At 41.1% G+C, this 16,036-nt stretch carries 18 protein-coding genes and 1 tRNA gene; 7 read left to right on the top strand and 12 right to left on the bottom strand.

Features of this window, described 5'->3' with window-relative positions:
- Window positions 1-486: GNAT family N-acetyltransferase (locus tag ABDW16_RS18380; protein ID WP_343671743.1), on the top strand; the 486-nt coding region annotated here is incomplete at its 5' end.
- Window positions 487-499: 13 nt separating this feature from the next.
- A complete protein-coding gene (locus ABDW16_RS18375; RefSeq protein ID WP_343671742.1) occupies window positions 500-2,260 on the top strand; it encodes a DUF885 domain-containing protein in 1,761 nt (586 codons plus the stop codon).
- Between the two features lie 45 nt (window positions 2,261-2,305).
- Here the strand turns inward: ABDW16_RS18375 and ABDW16_RS18370 are convergent, their stop codons facing one another.
- Window positions 2,306-3,847, bottom strand: a complete 1,542-nt coding sequence (locus tag ABDW16_RS18370; protein WP_343671740.1) for a glycoside hydrolase family 28 protein — start codon at window positions 3,845-3,847, stop codon at window positions 2,306-2,308.
- Window positions 3,848-3,977: 130 nt separating this feature from the next.
- On the opposite strand from ABDW16_RS18370, the gene ABDW16_RS18365 reads away from it, so the two are divergent.
- Window positions 3,978-4,472 carry a lysozyme gene (locus tag ABDW16_RS18365; protein ID WP_343671739.1) on the top strand — a complete coding sequence of 165 codons (495 nt, stop codon included), beginning with the start codon at window positions 3,978-3,980 and terminating at the stop codon, window positions 4,470-4,472.
- An 86-nt stretch (window positions 4,473-4,558) separates the two neighbouring features.
- Here ABDW16_RS18365 and ABDW16_RS18360 read toward each other — a convergent pair whose 3' ends face one another.
- The 3 genes from ABDW16_RS18360 to ABDW16_RS18350 form a co-directional block, all read right to left on the bottom strand.
- Window positions 4,559-4,951 (bottom strand): nuclear transport factor 2 family protein, encoded by a 393-nt coding sequence (locus ABDW16_RS18360; RefSeq protein ID WP_343671738.1) that lies wholly within the window; start codon window positions 4,949-4,951, stop codon window positions 4,559-4,561.
- A gap of 108 nt (window positions 4,952-5,059) precedes the next feature.
- Window positions 5,060-5,875 carry a Calx-beta domain-containing protein gene (locus ABDW16_RS18355; protein ID WP_343671737.1) on the bottom strand — a complete coding sequence of 272 codons (816 nt, stop codon included), beginning with the start codon at window positions 5,873-5,875 and terminating at the stop codon, window positions 5,060-5,062.
- A gap of 168 nt (window positions 5,876-6,043) precedes the next feature.
- Window positions 6,044-6,589 carry a hypothetical protein gene (locus ABDW16_RS18350; RefSeq protein WP_343671735.1) on the bottom strand — a complete coding sequence of 182 codons (546 nt, stop codon included), beginning with the start codon at window positions 6,587-6,589 and terminating at the stop codon, window positions 6,044-6,046.
- Window positions 6,590-6,743: 154 nt separating this feature from the next.
- Between ABDW16_RS18350 and ABDW16_RS18345 the strand changes: the two genes are divergently transcribed.
- From ABDW16_RS18345 to ABDW16_RS18330, 4 genes are all read left to right on the top strand, one after another.
- Complete coding sequence (locus ABDW16_RS18345) at window positions 6,744-7,697, top strand: hypothetical protein (RefSeq protein ID WP_343671733.1); 954 nt, start codon at window positions 6,744-6,746, stop codon at window positions 7,695-7,697.
- Window positions 7,698-7,814: 117 nt separating this feature from the next.
- Window positions 7,815-8,744, top strand: coding sequence for an AraC family transcriptional regulator (locus ABDW16_RS18340; RefSeq protein WP_343671732.1), 930 nt, complete (start codon window positions 7,815-7,817; stop codon window positions 8,742-8,744).
- 76 nt (window positions 8,745-8,820) lie between these two features.
- On the top strand, window positions 8,821-10,029 hold the full coding sequence (locus ABDW16_RS18335) for an MFS transporter (protein WP_343671731.1): 1,209 nt from the start codon (window positions 8,821-8,823) through the stop codon (window positions 10,027-10,029).
- Between the two features lie 210 nt (window positions 10,030-10,239).
- Window positions 10,240-10,860: a hypothetical protein gene (locus ABDW16_RS18330; RefSeq protein ID WP_343671730.1), complete on the top strand. Its 621-nt coding sequence runs from the start codon at window positions 10,240-10,242 to the stop codon at window positions 10,858-10,860.
- Here ABDW16_RS18330 and ABDW16_RS18325 read toward each other — a convergent pair.
- The 8 genes from ABDW16_RS18325 to ABDW16_RS18290 all read right to left on the bottom strand — a co-directional run bounded on the left by ABDW16_RS18325 (window position 10,857) and on the right by ABDW16_RS18290 (window position 15,958).
- Complete coding sequence (locus ABDW16_RS18325; protein WP_343671729.1) at window positions 10,857-11,570, bottom strand: hypothetical protein; 714 nt, start codon at window positions 11,568-11,570, stop codon at window positions 10,857-10,859. The two genes, ABDW16_RS18330 and ABDW16_RS18325, sit on opposite strands and share 4 nt — an antisense overlap.
- A gap of 95 nt (window positions 11,571-11,665) precedes the next feature.
- Complete coding sequence (locus ABDW16_RS18320) at window positions 11,666-12,748, bottom strand: ATP-binding protein (protein ID WP_343671727.1); 1,083 nt, start codon at window positions 12,746-12,748, stop codon at window positions 11,666-11,668.
- 163 nt (window positions 12,749-12,911) lie between these two features.
- Window positions 12,912-12,984, bottom strand: a tRNA-Gly gene (locus tag ABDW16_RS18315).
- A gap of 324 nt (window positions 12,985-13,308) precedes the next feature.
- A complete protein-coding gene (locus ABDW16_RS18310; RefSeq protein ID WP_343671725.1) occupies window positions 13,309-13,476 on the bottom strand; it encodes a hypothetical protein in 168 nt (55 codons plus the stop codon).
- Window positions 13,477-13,485: 9 nt separating this feature from the next.
- Window positions 13,486-13,929, bottom strand: a complete 444-nt coding sequence (locus tag ABDW16_RS18305; RefSeq protein ID WP_343671724.1) for a hypothetical protein — start codon at window positions 13,927-13,929, stop codon at window positions 13,486-13,488.
- A 125-nt stretch (window positions 13,930-14,054) separates the two neighbouring features.
- Complete coding sequence (locus ABDW16_RS18300; protein WP_343671722.1) at window positions 14,055-14,744, bottom strand: hypothetical protein; 690 nt, start codon at window positions 14,742-14,744, stop codon at window positions 14,055-14,057.
- Between the two features lie 163 nt (window positions 14,745-14,907).
- Window positions 14,908-15,036 (bottom strand): DUF3871 family protein, encoded by a 129-nt coding sequence (locus tag ABDW16_RS18295; RefSeq protein WP_343671721.1) that lies wholly within the window; start codon window positions 15,034-15,036, stop codon window positions 14,908-14,910.
- A 178-nt stretch (window positions 15,037-15,214) separates the two neighbouring features.
- The gene (locus ABDW16_RS18290) at window positions 15,215-15,958 is read right to left on the bottom strand and encodes a hypothetical protein (protein ID WP_343671719.1); all 744 of its coding nucleotides are present in this window, start codon (window positions 15,956-15,958) and stop codon (window positions 15,215-15,217) included.
- Between the last annotated feature and the right edge of the window lie 78 nt (window positions 15,959-16,036).

The raw sequence follows: 16,036 nt of genomic DNA, 5'->3' as shown, positions 1-16,036 counted from the left end.
TACCTCATGACAATCAGAAAAATACAACCCACTGACAACCAAACACTAGGCTCAGTCATCCAACAAGTATTAAAAGAATTCGGCGTAGACAAGCCAGGCACCGCCTATTTCGACGCACAACTATTTTCATTATACGACCTATTCCAAACCCCCGGCTCCACCTACTGGGTCCTCGAAACCGATACCGAAATCGTCGGCTGCGGAGGTATCTTCCCTACCAAAGGACTAGACCCCAATTGCGTAGAACTGGTAAAATTCTATCTACTGCCAAAAGCCAGGGGAAAAGGACTAGGAAAGCAATTGCTATTACAATGTATAGACTCCGCCAAAGAAATGGGCTACCACTCCATCTACCTGGAAACAATGCCCGAGCTCACCTCCGCCATACCCTTGTATGAAAGAAATGGCTTCCAGCATTTATCCGCACCACTAGGAGACTCCGGTCACTACGCCTGCACCATCTGGATGCAAAAACCATTAATCTAAAAACTCACATCTCATGAACATAAAAGGACTTGCATTATCGCTATCGATGATGTCACCCATCATTTGTACCTACGGGCAGGTACAGCAATTATTCGAAAACTACTACGAAGCATCCCTGCCTTTGTACCATGAGTTTGCAACCTACAATGGCGATCACCGTTTTGATGACCAACTGGATATAGAAGGCGCAAATACCAACGAAAAGAGAAAACAATTTTTCCTCTCTTATCAAAAACAACTACAGGCCATCAATCGCACCACCCTAAGCGAACCAGACAGGATCTCCTACGATGTGCTCGCATATAACCTGCATGACATGCTCGAAGGCATCCGCCTGCACACAACCTACTTTCCCATGACTCAGTTTACCAGCACCGCCCTGAACATGGGCCAGTACGGCTCAGGCGGCAGTGTTCAACCTTTCAACACAGTAAAGGATTATGAAAACTGGGCAAAGCGCATGGCTGCTTTCGAAGAATGGACAGATACCACCATTGCAAATTTTAACCACGGTATCGCCATCAAAATGGTATTGCCCAAAGCACTGGTAGTAAAAATGATCCCACAGCTGGAAGCCCTCGCTGTAAGAGATACCGCAAAATGTATTTTCTACAAACCACTCAAAAATTTCCCCGCTTCCTTTTCAGCAGCAGATAAAAAACGTTTAACTGCACTTTACACAAAAGTGATTAACACCAAACTGCTGCCATCCTACGATAAGCTGGCGGCCTATTTAAAGAACACCTACCTGCCACAGGCCCAGGACCACGACGGCCTGAACGCCTTACCCAATGGCAAAGAACTGTATGAATATTATTTCAATCGCTTTACCACTACCAAAGGCTTAACACCCGAACAACTATACCAGACCGGTCTGAATGAAGTAGCAAGAATCACCGCCGAAATGGAAGCCGTGAAAACACAGGTAGGTTTCAAAGGCACCCTGCCCGAATTCTTTCACTTCCTGAAAACAGACCCACAATTCATGCCCTTCAAAACACCTGAAGAAGTATTGCAGGCATACCGGAACATCTACACCAAAATTAAACCTCATGTAGATGAATTGTTCAGTCACCAACCCGCTACCGCTTTTGAAATCAGGAGGGTAGAGGCTTTCAGGGAAGCCTCCCAGGCAGGCCCGTCCTACGTATCCGGCAGTCTGAAAGAAAACAGACCAGCCATATTCTACGTGCCCGTGAGAGATGCTACAAAGATCAATGTTACATTTTATGGGTTGGAAGCAACCTTTATACATGAGGCAGTACCCGGACATCATTTCCAGATCTCCTTACAACAGGAAAACGATCGCATTCCCCGCTTCCGCAAACAACCAGGGTTCAGCGTTTTCACAGAAGGATATGCCTTGTATTGTGAATCACTGGGAGCGCAGTTAGGTTGCTATACAGACCCTTATCAGAAAATGGGGGCATTGACCAATGAAATACACCGGGCCATCAGGATTGTAACCGACATCGGTATTCATACAGGAAAGATGACGAGAAACGAAGCCATTCAATACATGCTCAGCCACGAAGCCGTGAGCGAAGACATTGCTGTAGCAGAAGTAGAACGGTACATGGCCATGCCCGGCCAGGCCCTCTCTTACAAAACAGGAGAACTGAAAATAAAAGCGCTGCGCGATAAATATGCCAGACAACTGGGAGACAAATTCAGTCTCAAAGCATTTCACAACGCATTGCTGGCCAATGGAGATATGCCCTTGTACGTGCTGGAAGATTACCTGGACAACTGGGCGGCACAAGGTGGAAAATAGCCCATTCTATTCCTGATATATAAGGCCGGGTGTAGCAGCCCGGCTTTATTTTTTAAATCTGCTGGAATTCCAGTCAGCTGGCTTTGCTGGTATCGTATTTTTAAATTCAATATTGTCGGTGAGATCTCCGCTTAGGTTCGTCACAATCTTAGGTGTAATAAATTCTACATCCTGGAAAGTCACATTGCGTGTGTCTGTAAACGACAACAATGAATCAGTACTATAAATCTTCGCATTTGCTATACGCAGATTCATGGCATCTGCACTTTTAATGATCTGGCTACAATGTGCTTCCACATTCTCCAGCGAAAAACCAGTCATTGGCGATTCAGGAATACCATCAATCCGCAGCAGCGCCCGGGCACTATCAATGACAATATCCTTCGCATAAATATCTTTATAAACGGGTGTGAGTTTATTAATTGGCAAAGCAGGCAACCTGTCTGCCAGTGCACCTACATACATGCTCGCACCCAGCATATCCCATCGAAAAGCATCCTGTTGCAGGCGCATGCGAATACGTTCATAATAGAGATGTTCCCCGCCGCCACCACGTGGCCTTCTTGTTTTAAAACGTAATCCCACACCTGTATCATCGAATACTACATCGTGTACATACAGGTTACGGATCATGGCCGCTGTCTCGCTTCCCACTGTAATACCGCCATGTCCCTGGCGGGCCAGAGAAAACCGTACCACTACATTTTCAGTCGGCTTGCCAATGCGCAAACCATCTTCACCTCTGCCGGCTTTCATTGTAAAACAATCATCTCCGCAACTCAGTGTACAATATTCAATCAGTACATTCCTGCTGCTTTCTATGTCTATACCATCTCCACTTGGAATACCTACAGAGTTCACTGTAACACCCCTGATGATCACATTATCGCAATAGATAGGCACAATGTTCCAGAAAGGCGTATTCTCCAGCTGAATCCCTTCAATGAATACGTTTTTACAATTGATGGTAGCCACAAAAAACGGCATATAGATAGGGCCACCATCATGGCCATCATAAATTCTTTCCGCAACAGGCCTGTTCGCACTGATCACATTTTCCACCACATCCTGTCGCATCATCTGTTTCCGCACCGGACAATCCTTTGGCGGACCTACGATTTTACCGCGCCCTGTCAGCGCAATATGTTCCTGCCCGTTAGCATAAATACAGGCCCCCAGCGACATCACTTCCACCCCTTCTGTACGTGTGAATACCACTGGTTGATAATCGGCTATTTCCCCACTGAAGTTCAATACAGCGTGCTCCTGCAGGTGCAGGTTCACGTGCGAAAGCAGGCTGATACGGGGAGAATGCCAGTTGCCCGCGGGAATAATCACCGTACCACCACCGTGTTGATGCACGGTATTGATAGCAGACTGAATGTCTTTGCTGTCTTTAATGGTGATCGTATACGCTGGAAAGGAGGGTATCTTAAATACAGGCATGGGAAACGGCGCCTTTACAGGAGCAATGGTAGCTGGCAACCTGTTGGCGCCTACTTCGTCAATCGTGGGAACATGCGTCTGCACCTGGGCATTCAATGACAGGGTTATGCACAAGATAAAGGCTATCAGTAAAGGTCTCATATGTGGAATTTGACGGAATATAGGGATTATTATTGTTTAGTTGACACTATAAGTGAAGAGCGGAAAGCCCCTCGCATTCTTGAATATTAAATATATTTTGTATATCTTTAATGTGAAAATACTTATACCAATGAATTTAGGAGCTAACGGAGAAACGCTGATAAAGCATTTTGAAAAGTGCCGCTTGTCGGCGTACCAGGATAGCAAGGGGGTGTGGACAATCGGTTGGGGCAATACCCGCTACATCGATGACTCCCCTGTACTGAAAGGCGATGTACTGACACAGGATGATGCGGACGAATTATTCTTAGTAATTATAAAAGGGTTCGTAAACGATGTAAACAAACTTACAAAAGGCGTTGTTTTAAAACAATATCAATTTGATGCATTGGTATCTTTTGCTTACAATGTAGGCAGTGATATGAACAACAATGGCATTGCGGAAGGGCTGGGAGAAAGTACCCTGTTAAAACTGGTAAAAGCTAATCCCAAAGATCCTAAAATCCCGGCTGAGTTTTTGAAATGGAACATGAGTGGTGGTAAAGTATTGGATGGCCTGACCAGGAGAAGAAAGGCGGAAGCGAACCTATATACTACTAATACGCTTGAGTATTATGAAAAATAAATAACCTCCTTAAAATATTACCTGTTCCTATCAGGTATCCGAATAAAAAGAGGATGTATCGTACTTTATGATACGTCCTCTTTTTTTTACGACAAAGATTGCACAACGGCATGACTATCTTCCAATAAATAATACTTTACAATCACCCCATTTTCCACAGTAATCCGGATAAAGAACAACGATTCACAGATTCTATCCGTTCTCAACATCCCCGTCTTAAAATCTCCTGCTATCACTGCCTTTTTTCCGTCAATAAAAATATGATCAATTTCCGCGGCAATAGGAATAGTCTCCCGCCAGAGCAGGCGAAAAAAATCCATCACTTCTGCTTTTGTCTTTCTGCGTCCCAGCCAGGGAGCCAGGGTCTGATTGCCGGGAATATACCAGTCCACTTCGTCCGCAAATAAGGTTTGCATCACATGTAGGTTACGTGCAGTGAGTGCCTGTAGGTAGTTATTGATGACGTTGCGTGTTTCCATACTGTAAAGTTGAAGTGGGGGAGTGACAACAGTATGTCAGTAGCAAAGTAACCTTCCCACAAAAGTAAGAGCCTGTACCATTCTCTTTCAATACAGGCTCCACTGAATTTATTTAGTAACTTTCCCTTTATACAAATGTGGCGCTACCAATTTCACATCCCACAACACTGAATTTGCAGTCCTGCCTACAGAATAAGCTGTACCACTCTTGGTAATAGGTCCATAAAAATAACCATATCCTACTTCGCTGGCAGAAAAACTGTAGCTATCTTCCAACACGGTATTGCCATCTACTTTCATGTTAAAATCATAGTTCACATCTCTTGCACCGTCTGAATAAGCTGTCACCACATAGTATGTATCATCATCCAGGTCATTGCTCAGCAACAAAGACTCAAAGCCTGTGCTGTTAGTACTACCAGACAATACATTGTAAGAATCTACGGAATTATCCGTAATCGTCACATTGTTCACCAGGTATAGATCCAGGTCTACCAGTGTACCTGCATCCCACGTCAGTTCAGACACAGCACCTTCAGAAGACTGATCTGTATCATTGTCAGTAATGGTAATAGTGGCCGTAGAGCTGCTCAGCGTAGCACTGCTGCTGCTGAAAGTAACATTGATCGTTTTGCTGCTTTCAACCACTTCATCATCGAAGATGCCAAAAGTTAAGGTCGCGGAAGTACTGCCCGCAGCAATGGTTAACGTGGTATCTGTAGTCACCTGGTAGTCCCCGTTTAAAATAGCTGTGCCCGCCAGGTTAGCCGTGACCGTTACATCGCTGGTTTGTGTGGAAGGCAGGGTAACAGTAATACTTGCTGTGCCGTCGCCCTCAGTCACCGTTTGAGAAGTGGCGCTGAGCGATACTGTTGGCTTGGTCGCAGTTGAGTCATCTTTCTTACAGGAGAGAGTAGTCAGCATAACACACGCAACCGTTGAGACGCAAATAAGGTTTCTTTGCATTACTTAGTTTTTAAGATTAAAAAATCTATTAGGGATATTTTTGGTTGTTAAACGGAGGGCAAAAAATTTTGTTGCCCCAATATTTGGAGTAATCGTTGAATGCTAGACTTTTATCGATGAGTATGACTACTGGGCATAGTCAGCCAGATCGGCGAGTGCAGTGGCTACCTGCGCGTTCCATAATTTTTGTTTCTCCTGATTAAGCCCGTGGTGAGTTTCATTGTCATATATGATTTGCCTTTCCTTATATGCATCATAATACTTCAGAAAAGCATCTCTTGAAATAGCTGCTACGTTAGCATTTGTAAGGGGAGATTTTTGTAATTCTTTTCTCAATAATCGCGCATATACTTCGCAAAGATCAAAATGCAATTGTTCATGGGCGAGTAGCGCCGCCGTTTCCTTTCCAGGGCGAACATTGCTCCTTCCAGGGATAAATTCACTGATTACGTCGACGTGTAGTCCATTTATTTTTATTCCAAAGCGGCAATTGGTCCTGGCGGCAATATTGGTATCCTGGTCACGGTAAGGGGTGCCTTTGTAATCAGACCAGGTCAGTTTGCGGAGCGAACTCCACTGAATAGATTCCTCATCCTGGGAATTATATGAATGCTTCCCAGCGGAGCATGCAGCTAAAAGGATGGTAAAAAAGATAAATATGACCCTGTTCATGATATTTTTTTAACAGCAAATGCCCTGCCATAGCGAAATTTCAAAAAATGCGTACATGAGTTTGTTAAGAATTAGTTAAACAAATAATAATATTTACGTATATTACGATACATTTTTAACCTAATTATCAACCTACGGCAATTTAAAGAGTTCTATGAGTGAAAACAATGGAAGCCAACCTACCGTGTCATTTTTCACAAATTGTTATGAAAACGACTGGGAAAGAGTATTGAAAGGAGACCGACTGGAACAAATGATAGATAGATGCGAATTAACGTTTTATGAGAAGATTCTAATCATTAACAATGTAAAGGACCGGGCTACGGTGGAACAATATGCGATGAGTGCGGTGAACCGGAAGGTCATTGACGCCTATTACTTTGCAGAAGATCATATAGAAACCATCCTGGCAGATTATAAAATAACCAGGGAGAGTTTCAAACTTGATTTTTACGATGGATACTATTATAGTATAGGGCCCCTTGCAGCAGCATACTTCTGTAAGGGAAAATATTTACTCTACTTTACCTGCGACTGTATGATGCAGGAAGGGGCAGGTGGCTCATGGGTATGGGCTGCCATCGAGGAGATGAAGCGCAACCGGTACATCTTTGTAGCAAACCCTATGTGGACTGATTTTACCTACGAAGCTGAACTGAAAATTATCAAGACGGCCAATCATTTTATCCATTCCACCGGGTTCTCAGACCAGTGTTTCCTGGTAGAAACCGAGCGGTTGCAGGGAGACATTTATAATTGTTACAATTACGGTTCTGAGAAGTATCCATACTATGCAGGGGAGCTGTTCGAGAAGCGCATGTATAGCTATATGGCCTGCAATGGCCTGATCCGGATCACCCGCGATGATATTTATTATGATCATGTCAAGTTGCTGAATGAAGGGCTGATGGATGTGCAGAAGAGTAAGGCCCTGAAAGTAACAATAAAACGGAATGCAGCGACCTGGAAAAGATGGTGCAGAAAGGCAGTGCTGAGAAGGATTCTTGGGCATACAAAGCAGCTGGATTACTCTCATTTTGAAAGTGGATATAACAATGCTGTGATTGTACCGATGGCCACTGTGTCGCTGGCGCAATCAGGCAGTTAATGATATACTGAGCGCCCTCAGGTACCGAATTATAAGGGCCCGTATTGATGTACCCCCAAAAAAGTTCAGACACTTTTGTGATACATCAATACGGGCCCTTTTCTTTACCTTTGCATCATGAGCGAGCAATTGGAAACATTAAGTGATTTTTACCGGGAACGGTCATATATACAATTTCCCTTCAGTACTACAGACGTAGGTAAAGGGAAATCTCATTTTAATGTCAATGTGCGCAAGTACTGCAATTTCAAAACACCTTACAACAGGAGGGACTTCTACAAGATCACCCTCATTCTCGGTGTGGGCGAAATTAACTATGGTGGCAATTCCATCCTGGTAGACCGCCCTGCGCTCCTGATCCCCTGTCCATCCGTACCTTATTCCTGGACCAGTATTTCCGACGACCAGGATGGCTTTTACTGCCTTTTCAACCAGGAATTCTTCAACGAACATTACCAGTTTGATATCTTTAAGCGCTCTCCTCTTTTCAAAGCATGGAGTGAGCCTGTCATTTTCCTGGACGATAAGCAACTGGAATTGATGACGATTTACTTTGAACAGATGCTGGAAATGGCGCATGGCGACTACACCTTTAAGTATGAGGCTATCCGTAACCTCCTCTGCCTGATGATGCATGCCCTGCTGGTAGATAAGCCTGCAGATAGCTTGTCATCCGGAGAACTATCTGCCTCATCCCGCTTACTCAGGAATTTCGATGAACTGCTGCACCAGCAGTTCCCCCTGGATTCTCCTGAAAATCCATTGACTATGCGCTCAGCGGCTGACTTTGCCAAGGCCCTGAATGTACATGTGAATCATTTGAATTATGTAATCAAAAGTATCACCGGCAATACGACTACATCCATTATCAAGAACCGGATCCTGGAAGAAGCCAAGACCCTATTGCTGAATACGCAATGGGATATCTCTGAAGTAGGCTACTGTCTTGGGTTTGAAGAACCGGCGCATTTTAATAACTTCTTTAAGAAATCTACGGGAACTACTCCTTTACATTACCGGCAGACTACCCGCGTTGCCCATATTTGATTTTTGTAATTATTGCTTTGATTCTTTTAACGGCAGATTTTCACAACTGCTATAATTTTGTTGTCAAATTTAGGATATGTTACAAAGTGCCTCGGCAAGCAGAAAGCGGTTTGCGACGATATTAGCGTTCATTTGCATCCCATTATCGGGATTTATTACAGACATTTATTTGCCTTCATTTCCGGCTATGGCAAAGGATCTGGGGGTATCAGCAGATAAGATCCAGCTTACACTCACCTGCTTTTTCATGAGTTATGGTATTTCCCAGATGTTTGTAGGAAGCCTGCTGGATAGCCTGGGCAGGCACAGGCCCGCAGTAATTGCGCTGGGTGTGCTGGTCCTGTCTTCATTATTAATAGGTATTACGCACAGTGTGGCATTGATTTGTTTTTTGCGCGTGGTGCAAGGTATAGCTACAGCATTTGTGATCGTGGGCAAGCGGGCGTTTTTTGTAGACCTGTATGAAGGGGAGGAGCGTAAGCATTATTTGAGTTATCTCACCATTATATGGTCGTTAGGACCCATCGTAGCGCCGTTCCTGGGTGGGTTCTTACAGCAGTATTTAAACTGGCAGGCTAACTTCTATTTCCTTGCGGGTTATGCGTTTATCATGTTTGTAATGGAATTGTGTTTCAGTGGAGAGACGCTGGTGCATAAGAAGCCGCTTGAACTGAATAAGATCAGGGATAACTATGCGCATATGCTGAGCAATAGTACGTTCTTATTGGGCATCGTGATCTTAGGATTGAGTTATTCAGTGGTGATGGTGTTCAACATTGCGGGGCCATTTGTGATTGAGAAGAGTTTCCATTTCAATTCCGTCGTGATCGGTTATTGTACCCTGATATTAGGCTTTTCCTGGATGATAGGCGGGATCGTGAATAAGCGCCTGCTCCATTTGGATTTCAACAGGAAACTGGTAATAGCAGGGTTTACGCAACTGATTCTAACAGTGATGTTGTTATTGACAGGATTTGTGATGCACCAGCTGTGGTGGTTTGTACTGTTTGCATTTATGATCCACATCTGTTCAGGGTTTTTGTTTACAAACCTGTTCACGCATAGCATGCTGGTATTCCCGCAGAATGCAGGATTGGCCAGCGGATTGATGGGCGGGATGGTGTATGTGGTAACTTCATTTTCCAGTTATGTATTATCGCAGACGGGTAGGATGACGACGGCGCCGGATATGTCTCTGCGGTATGTAATCATGTCCGCGATACTGACATGTGCGGTGATAGCTGTGGTGAGAATGAGGGTGGCCAGGACAGCGGTGATAGCCTAGTTTTCTCTGATAGATTTCGCCTGGTTTTCCCGGATAGATTTAAAGACATGCAGAAAAGTATTCTGCATGTTTTTTTATTTTAGAACCGGCCTTTCTTTTAAATAATTAAAAAAAATACTAATATTACACCAGAATTAAGCGGACAATACAAATTAATCCCTATAACCCTGTATTTAAACAACTATAATTTAAATCCTAAAACCTATACCCATGTTCTTTGTATTTGGAACCAAGTATCTCGGTGGCGTGAAGAGCTACAATAACCAGGAGATACAAACTAAGTTTTTTCATTTTTGTTTTATGCCTTTGTTCCCTGTAGAAGGCGAATCCTTACTGGTGACAGAATCGGGTTGGAACACCCGCAAAGGAATTTATCTGAAACAGAACGGTACCAGTATACTGGCTGGTTATGGCCGTATGTGGATATTGGGGCTTGCAGCAGCTACGTTCTTTTTGGGAAAGGCTTCTGACAGTATTTTATGGATGATTGTGGGATTGGCGCTGGGTGCTTTTGCGGTGTACCTGTTTATATCTTACGGGAAGAGTACAGCTGAGGAAAATGCGGAGCGGGAAGTGATTGGTAGTCTGACAGGTATTTATGCAGTGGCAGAGTGGCTCCCTGACAACGTGTGTGATTCTATTTTTAATAGAATGCGTGCAGCGTATCAGGCAGAAGGGCGGAACTGGCAGGAAGATATCAGGACCGGGAATGTAATGAATCCGAAGGTCGCATATGCATTGGCGTTGTTGAATTATGCTTATTTACCGGGTGAGGAGTTGTGGGACTTGAGAGTAAAGGCAGCGGAGCTGTATGCAGCTTCTCAGAATTAATTGGAATAGAGGCTGATATTATTATCCGGGATCCATGCCCCATTTGTAAGGGTGTAATTGATTTCAAAGTACCCAGGTACCTGGTCTTTTTTATTACCTTCCAGTTTTACATATGAGGCATGGATCTTATTATTATCCAGTTGTAATGATGAGAGTTCTATACGCCTATAATCATCTGCTTCCGTCATTGAACCTCTCCATAGATATTCATAAATTCCCTGCCCTTCTGATTGTTTCCCCAGTTCTCTGAAAATATGTAAAGTACTGGAAGTAAAAGCGGTGCCCGTTCCGCAAATTCGCACAAAGAAGTAATCTTTTATCTTGCCAAAGCCAAATGAACCATTCCAGCAGTTGCAATAATTACCATGATAATAGGGTTGAATGTTTTCAACCTGCCCGTTAGCATTTGTCTGAAATAAAACAAGGGATTCAAAAGGAGGATTGACATTCACTACACAGGCGATATAACCATCTTTATACCGGTAGTATTTACCAAATGTATCCCGGGCGGGTATATCTCTCCAGCGGCCTTCACTTGCAGTTGTATCAATTATTTTATTTTGCAGTACGTAGGGGAATAATTGTTCCAGTGTAATATAACCGGAATCGCCGGTGAATGGATCTAAAGAAGCTGTGGATGGGCGTGGGTTACAGGCTGTAAACAGTAGACAACAAAACAGAATTATGCGATGTGCATTAATAACATTCACTAACCTGATATCATTTCTGATAAGGAACTCATTAAAAGACGCAGATTTTAGCAGGAAGCATTCTATAAACCCCTCAACTATAAAACTAACATTGATCATAATACACCTCCTCCAAAAGCATTTGAAAGCCAGGCTTCATCAGTTCCGATGTTAATAGCATCATCTTCAGTGAGCTGTTTGGCAATAGTCGCTCCATTTACTTTATTAACAAGTATAATTTCACGTGGTTCCAAATATCTTACAAGTGTTTGGGAGTGCGTATTAAGTAAAATATGGTGACCTTTTTCTTCGCTTTTTTCCCTGAAAAAGTCTATCAATAATTCTATAGCTTGCGGGTGAAGTCCATTTTCCGGTTCCTCAATACATAAAAACTGGGGATTGTCGGTCTGAAACACTGCAACCATAAGCGCCAGTATATTGTTAGTGCCGTCAGATATTAAATGTTTGGAGAAAGGCTTGTTTGATGTTTTTTCATATAAGAAAAATTCAGAGCTGCCGTCAAGGTTGGATTTCCTGATTTCGATGTCGCTAAACTCAGGAATAAGTATTTGTAACCATTCAACAAATTCATCCTTTTTCTGGCTATTCTCAAGGATTTGTGACAAAATTTGGGATAGATTTGATGCATCCGTATGTAGCCTGGATTGTAATTGGAAACTCCTGTTCAGGAAATTTTTACCTATGAATATTCTTGAAAAGTTGTCAATGAATATTTCAAATTCGTTATTGTACGGCAGATGTTTTCGTTTCATTTCTTCCAGAAAACTATCCCGTTTGAGTTTGTCTCTTACATCCAGAAAAAGAAACTGACTTTCTTCGTTTCCTAAATCCAATACCGGGTCCTGACCAATAGCGTACACATCATCAAAGCCATCAAGCTTCCTTTGCGAAGTTTTTTCCAGACTGAAATTCAGGTTTATATTATTGTCAAATTTGTAATCAAAGTACAAATTCCCGCCAGGCGGAGCCTGATAGGAATAAATATTTTTTAGTCCCCCAAAGAACGAAGTAGCTTCAAATGGAAATCGGCAGACATAGTTTGTAAACTCAAGCGCTTCAAAAATATTACTCTTACCGCTGGCGTTTGGTCCAACGACTGCCGCAAAAGCAGGTAGATTCTCTAATTTAAAATCTACAAGAGATTTATAGTTTTGGATATGAAGTTGCTTAATTTTCATGAGTTAAAAATACACATCTAAAATAGCTAAAACATAAACGTGTAGCAAAAAGGTAGCTTTTTCTCAAGTAAGGTAAACCTGCGTAAATATATGTTTTTGATGTTATTGGGTTGGGTTGTAATCAGGACATTGCGTTTGCCAACATAAGAGAAGATTCAATTTGAGCGGGAAACGGGACTCGAACCCGCGGCCTTTAGTTTGGGAAACTAATGCTCTACCAACTGAGCTATTCCCGCATACATAGTCCTATATTGACTTGCCGGCAAATATAATGTATTTTGTCATTCACCAAAATAAAAATCTGACCCAAAATGATTGATTCTATTTCTTTTTTGGAGGTTCAGTATGTAATATCCTGCTTTGTTTTGTATAGGTATACTGTATGGAAAGCAGGAAAGAATACAGTGTTTATGTGGACAATTACCCCCCTTGCCCAGGTAGGGCAAGCTGATTGTATAAAAAAAGGGAAGGCCACTTTTCAACAACCTTAACTATACTAACCCAAAAACAAAAAAGCCACCTGGAATGATCCAGATGGCTTTATAATATTTTCAAAAGTATTATCGCTTAGGTAAGAAATCCTTGATTTTAGCCAATTGCTCATTGGCAACTTGCAATTTTTTTGACGAGAGTTTTTTTTCATCAATCTTGTTGAGTCTTTCATCAACAGTCATTGTGATCTCTGTCTTAAATATATCGCTCCAATATTTAATCACTTTCTTTTCCATAAAATAAAATTATGTTTTTTTTCTGATTAAGAAACCTTTTACCTCTATATTTTTCTCAAACATGGTAATGCGATTATCAACTTGACAATATATTTCGAATTTTTCAGATAAATATTCCAGGTTCAAATTGATAGCCATTCTATAAAGTCTTGTTCTACCTGCTGTACTACCACTAAAGAATATGATCCTTTCTGGGTAAGTATTTAGATACATATCGATGGCATGAGTTAATGTGGCTAGAACCTTATTCCTATCACCATTGTCACTGATATTATAATCATCAATTTCATTATTAATATCAATGTCTCCAAATATTAGATTATAAACATCGTGATAATCAGTAGGTTCAAAAACAATTCTTTTTGCTATTACCCCTCTCTTACCTACACTAAAAAATTCAAAAACACTGTAGTTTTCCTTAATGTAAAGGTCTTTGTATACATTATGCTGCATGGTGTCTGGTTAACATGGTTAAGAATAGTAGGGTATTGGATAGATATCCTGCCCATTAAATAAGTCTCAGATAAATGAGAAAGAAGTTGGCTATTGGCCAGTATATTAATTTACAACTAGTCCTGCTAATTTCTAAGTTGAACTATAAGTTTGTTTGTAGCATCTTTGAAAAAGTCCTCCATTTCCCTGTGTGATATAGTCTGGTAGGGTTGCTTTTTGCCATTATCTTGGCTATAATACTTTGGCCCTCTCTTACCTTCTTCCACCTGGCACCCATTCAAACAAGGTGTATAGTTGAAATTGTAGTTGCCTGCAAATTCATTATCCTGGATCAGCACAACTTTAAAATCAACTTTTACCCCCTTTGCAGAAATATCACCTCTGTCAAAAAGATGCTTCTGCCCTTTACTGGTATAGTATTCATTTGTTCTGTATACCACATCTGTTTCCAGATTAGTCAATTCCAGGATAATATCTGTGTCTGTATTCTTCTTTAATTCTGAATAATCCACCTTGTCACCAGATTTCCTTATGATCTCATTGAATAAGGCCCTATCTCTGACAATGAAATTGTGCTTTAATAGCTCCTTTTCTATTGTATTGTAGATATAAGTGTTGGCATCTTCCTCTGTAGTGCTGGATTTAGTATTTGGTACTCTCAACACAACTTTTGGATTAGGATTGTCTTTTAGGAATACCTTCAGCTTGTTAGTAGTGAATGTTTCGGATGGTGGTGACTGGAAGGATACAAATTTCTGTGTTGAACAACCTGTGCCAAGTATGGCAGCGATAGATAATAGATAAATAGTCCTCATTTTGGGATTGATTTTGATTTGCAAAGATAGTTTAAAGATCAATCATTATTGAATGATTTTCAGTGTTTTATGTTGATATTGGTATTGTCGTTCTAAAGAAGAGACCAGCTGTTAGAATGGCCATTTAAAGCCATTTTGATGGATTCAACGAAAGAATAAGCATTCACTCTTCCAGAAAAGTGTCTATGTAGGAGCTTTTATTAGCCCCCGTAAAGAGGTTATATAATGTCCAGAGATTAATGCTGCCATCAACTTCTCTACAGAATGAATCATCCTTTAATGATCTCTGCAACTTGTGCTAAGTTGTTGAAGGCAGATATTTTTAAAAAGAAGTGATACTGTTTTTATTAAAGTAGGAAGTCAATTACAAGTTCCAGATGTAACGCAATTGGCTTACTGGAACTTTTGGCATTTAGCGAACCAATTAATACCTTTTCTGTATCAAATACAATAGTCACCTTGGCCTCTCATTACTTCTCTTTGATATTCCAGTTAAATAAATCAAATGGCAATTCTTTATCAATGCTTCTGTAAACCTCCTTATATTCTCTATTAAAAATTATTGTTCCAGAATGCCAAATACGATCCTTTTTAAATAATCTAATCGCTTGGATATAAAGACCATTTCTAGCGCTATAAAAAATATTAAAAGACTTTTTATTTGATGAATAATCTGATATAAAAGTACCAATAGCCAATTGATTACCTATTTGTAAGCTGTTAAACTGCAAATCGACAGAAAAGAGTGCTAATTCATCCATCTTAAATTGATTACTGCCTCTTTGGGCTACTATTTTATTATGAATATCAAGATCAACAGCATGCATTGAGATGTCAAATAATGGAAATTCTCCATGATGAATTAATACCATTTGCCCTTTTTCGTTATCTAAAGGAATAATCTTCAATTCAGGAAAGCTCTTCCCTCCACTATATGTTCCTTCTAATTTTGATTGAAGTTTTATTATTTCCTCATTTGCAATAATTAACTTTTCATTCAGTAGTAGTATTTCATTATTTGAACTAATTATAGTGTCAGATTTGGACTGAAGTTTTTTATATACCTCATTTAGTTCTTTTTCCTTATTTAATGCTTTGGCTGTTGAATCAAGCTTTTCCTTGTATTGCAAATAACCTGATATTATTGCTAAAACAGCAGTAGCTACTGATACTAGGAATATCCAAATCATTCGATTTATTTTTAGTCCATTCATATCTGAATGTTAAAATGATAACCCCAAATAAGAAATAAGCTTAGGTCAGAAGTCTCTTCTACTAGTCAATTAGATTTG

Source organism: Chitinophaga sp., from assembly GCF_039596135.1.
Taxonomy (GTDB): domain Bacteria; phylum Bacteroidota; class Bacteroidia; order Chitinophagales; family Chitinophagaceae; genus Chitinophaga.
This window is presented reverse-complemented; position numbering and strand designations above follow the sequence as displayed.

Bases quoted from the DNA above. Each gene is read 5' to 3' on its own strand.
- ABDW16_RS18375 (WP_343671742.1), top strand. From the start codon at position 500: ATGAACATAAAAGGACTTGCATTATCGCTATCGATGATGTCACCCATC.
- ABDW16_RS18370 (WP_343671740.1), bottom strand. From the start codon at position 3,847: ATGAGACCTTTACTGATAGCCTTTATCTTGTGCATAACCCTGTCATTG.
- ABDW16_RS18365 (WP_343671739.1), top strand. From the start codon at position 3,978: ATGAATTTAGGAGCTAACGGAGAAACGCTGATAAAGCATTTTGAAAAG.
- ABDW16_RS18360 (WP_343671738.1), bottom strand. From the start codon at position 4,951: ATGGAAACACGCAACGTCATCAATAACTACCTACAGGCACTCACTGCA.
- ABDW16_RS18355 (WP_343671737.1), bottom strand. From the start codon at position 5,875: ATGCTGACTACTCTCTCCTGTAAGAAAGATGACTCAACTGCGACCAAG.
- ABDW16_RS18350 (WP_343671735.1), bottom strand. From the start codon at position 6,589: ATGAACAGGGTCATATTTATCTTTTTTACCATCCTTTTAGCTGCATGC.
- ABDW16_RS18345 (WP_343671733.1), top strand. From the start codon at position 6,744: ATGAGTGAAAACAATGGAAGCCAACCTACCGTGTCATTTTTCACAAAT.
- ABDW16_RS18340 (WP_343671732.1), top strand. From the start codon at position 7,815: ATGAGCGAGCAATTGGAAACATTAAGTGATTTTTACCGGGAACGGTCA.
- ABDW16_RS18335 (WP_343671731.1), top strand. From the start codon at position 8,821: ATGTTACAAAGTGCCTCGGCAAGCAGAAAGCGGTTTGCGACGATATTA.
- ABDW16_RS18330 (WP_343671730.1), top strand. From the start codon at position 10,240: ATGTTCTTTGTATTTGGAACCAAGTATCTCGGTGGCGTGAAGAGCTAC.
- ABDW16_RS18320 (WP_343671727.1), bottom strand. From the start codon at position 12,748: ATGAAAATTAAGCAACTTCATATCCAAAACTATAAATCTCTTGTAGAT.
- ABDW16_RS18310 (WP_343671725.1), bottom strand. From the start codon at position 13,476: ATGGAAAAGAAAGTGATTAAATATTGGAGCGATATATTTAAGACAGAG.
- ABDW16_RS18305 (WP_343671724.1), bottom strand. From the start codon at position 13,929: ATGCAGCATAATGTATACAAAGACCTTTACATTAAGGAAAACTACAGT.
- ABDW16_RS18300 (WP_343671722.1), bottom strand. From the start codon at position 14,744: ATGAGGACTATTTATCTATTATCTATCGCTGCCATACTTGGCACAGGT.
- ABDW16_RS18290 (WP_343671719.1), bottom strand. From the start codon at position 15,958: ATGAATGGACTAAAAATAAATCGAATGATTTGGATATTCCTAGTATCA.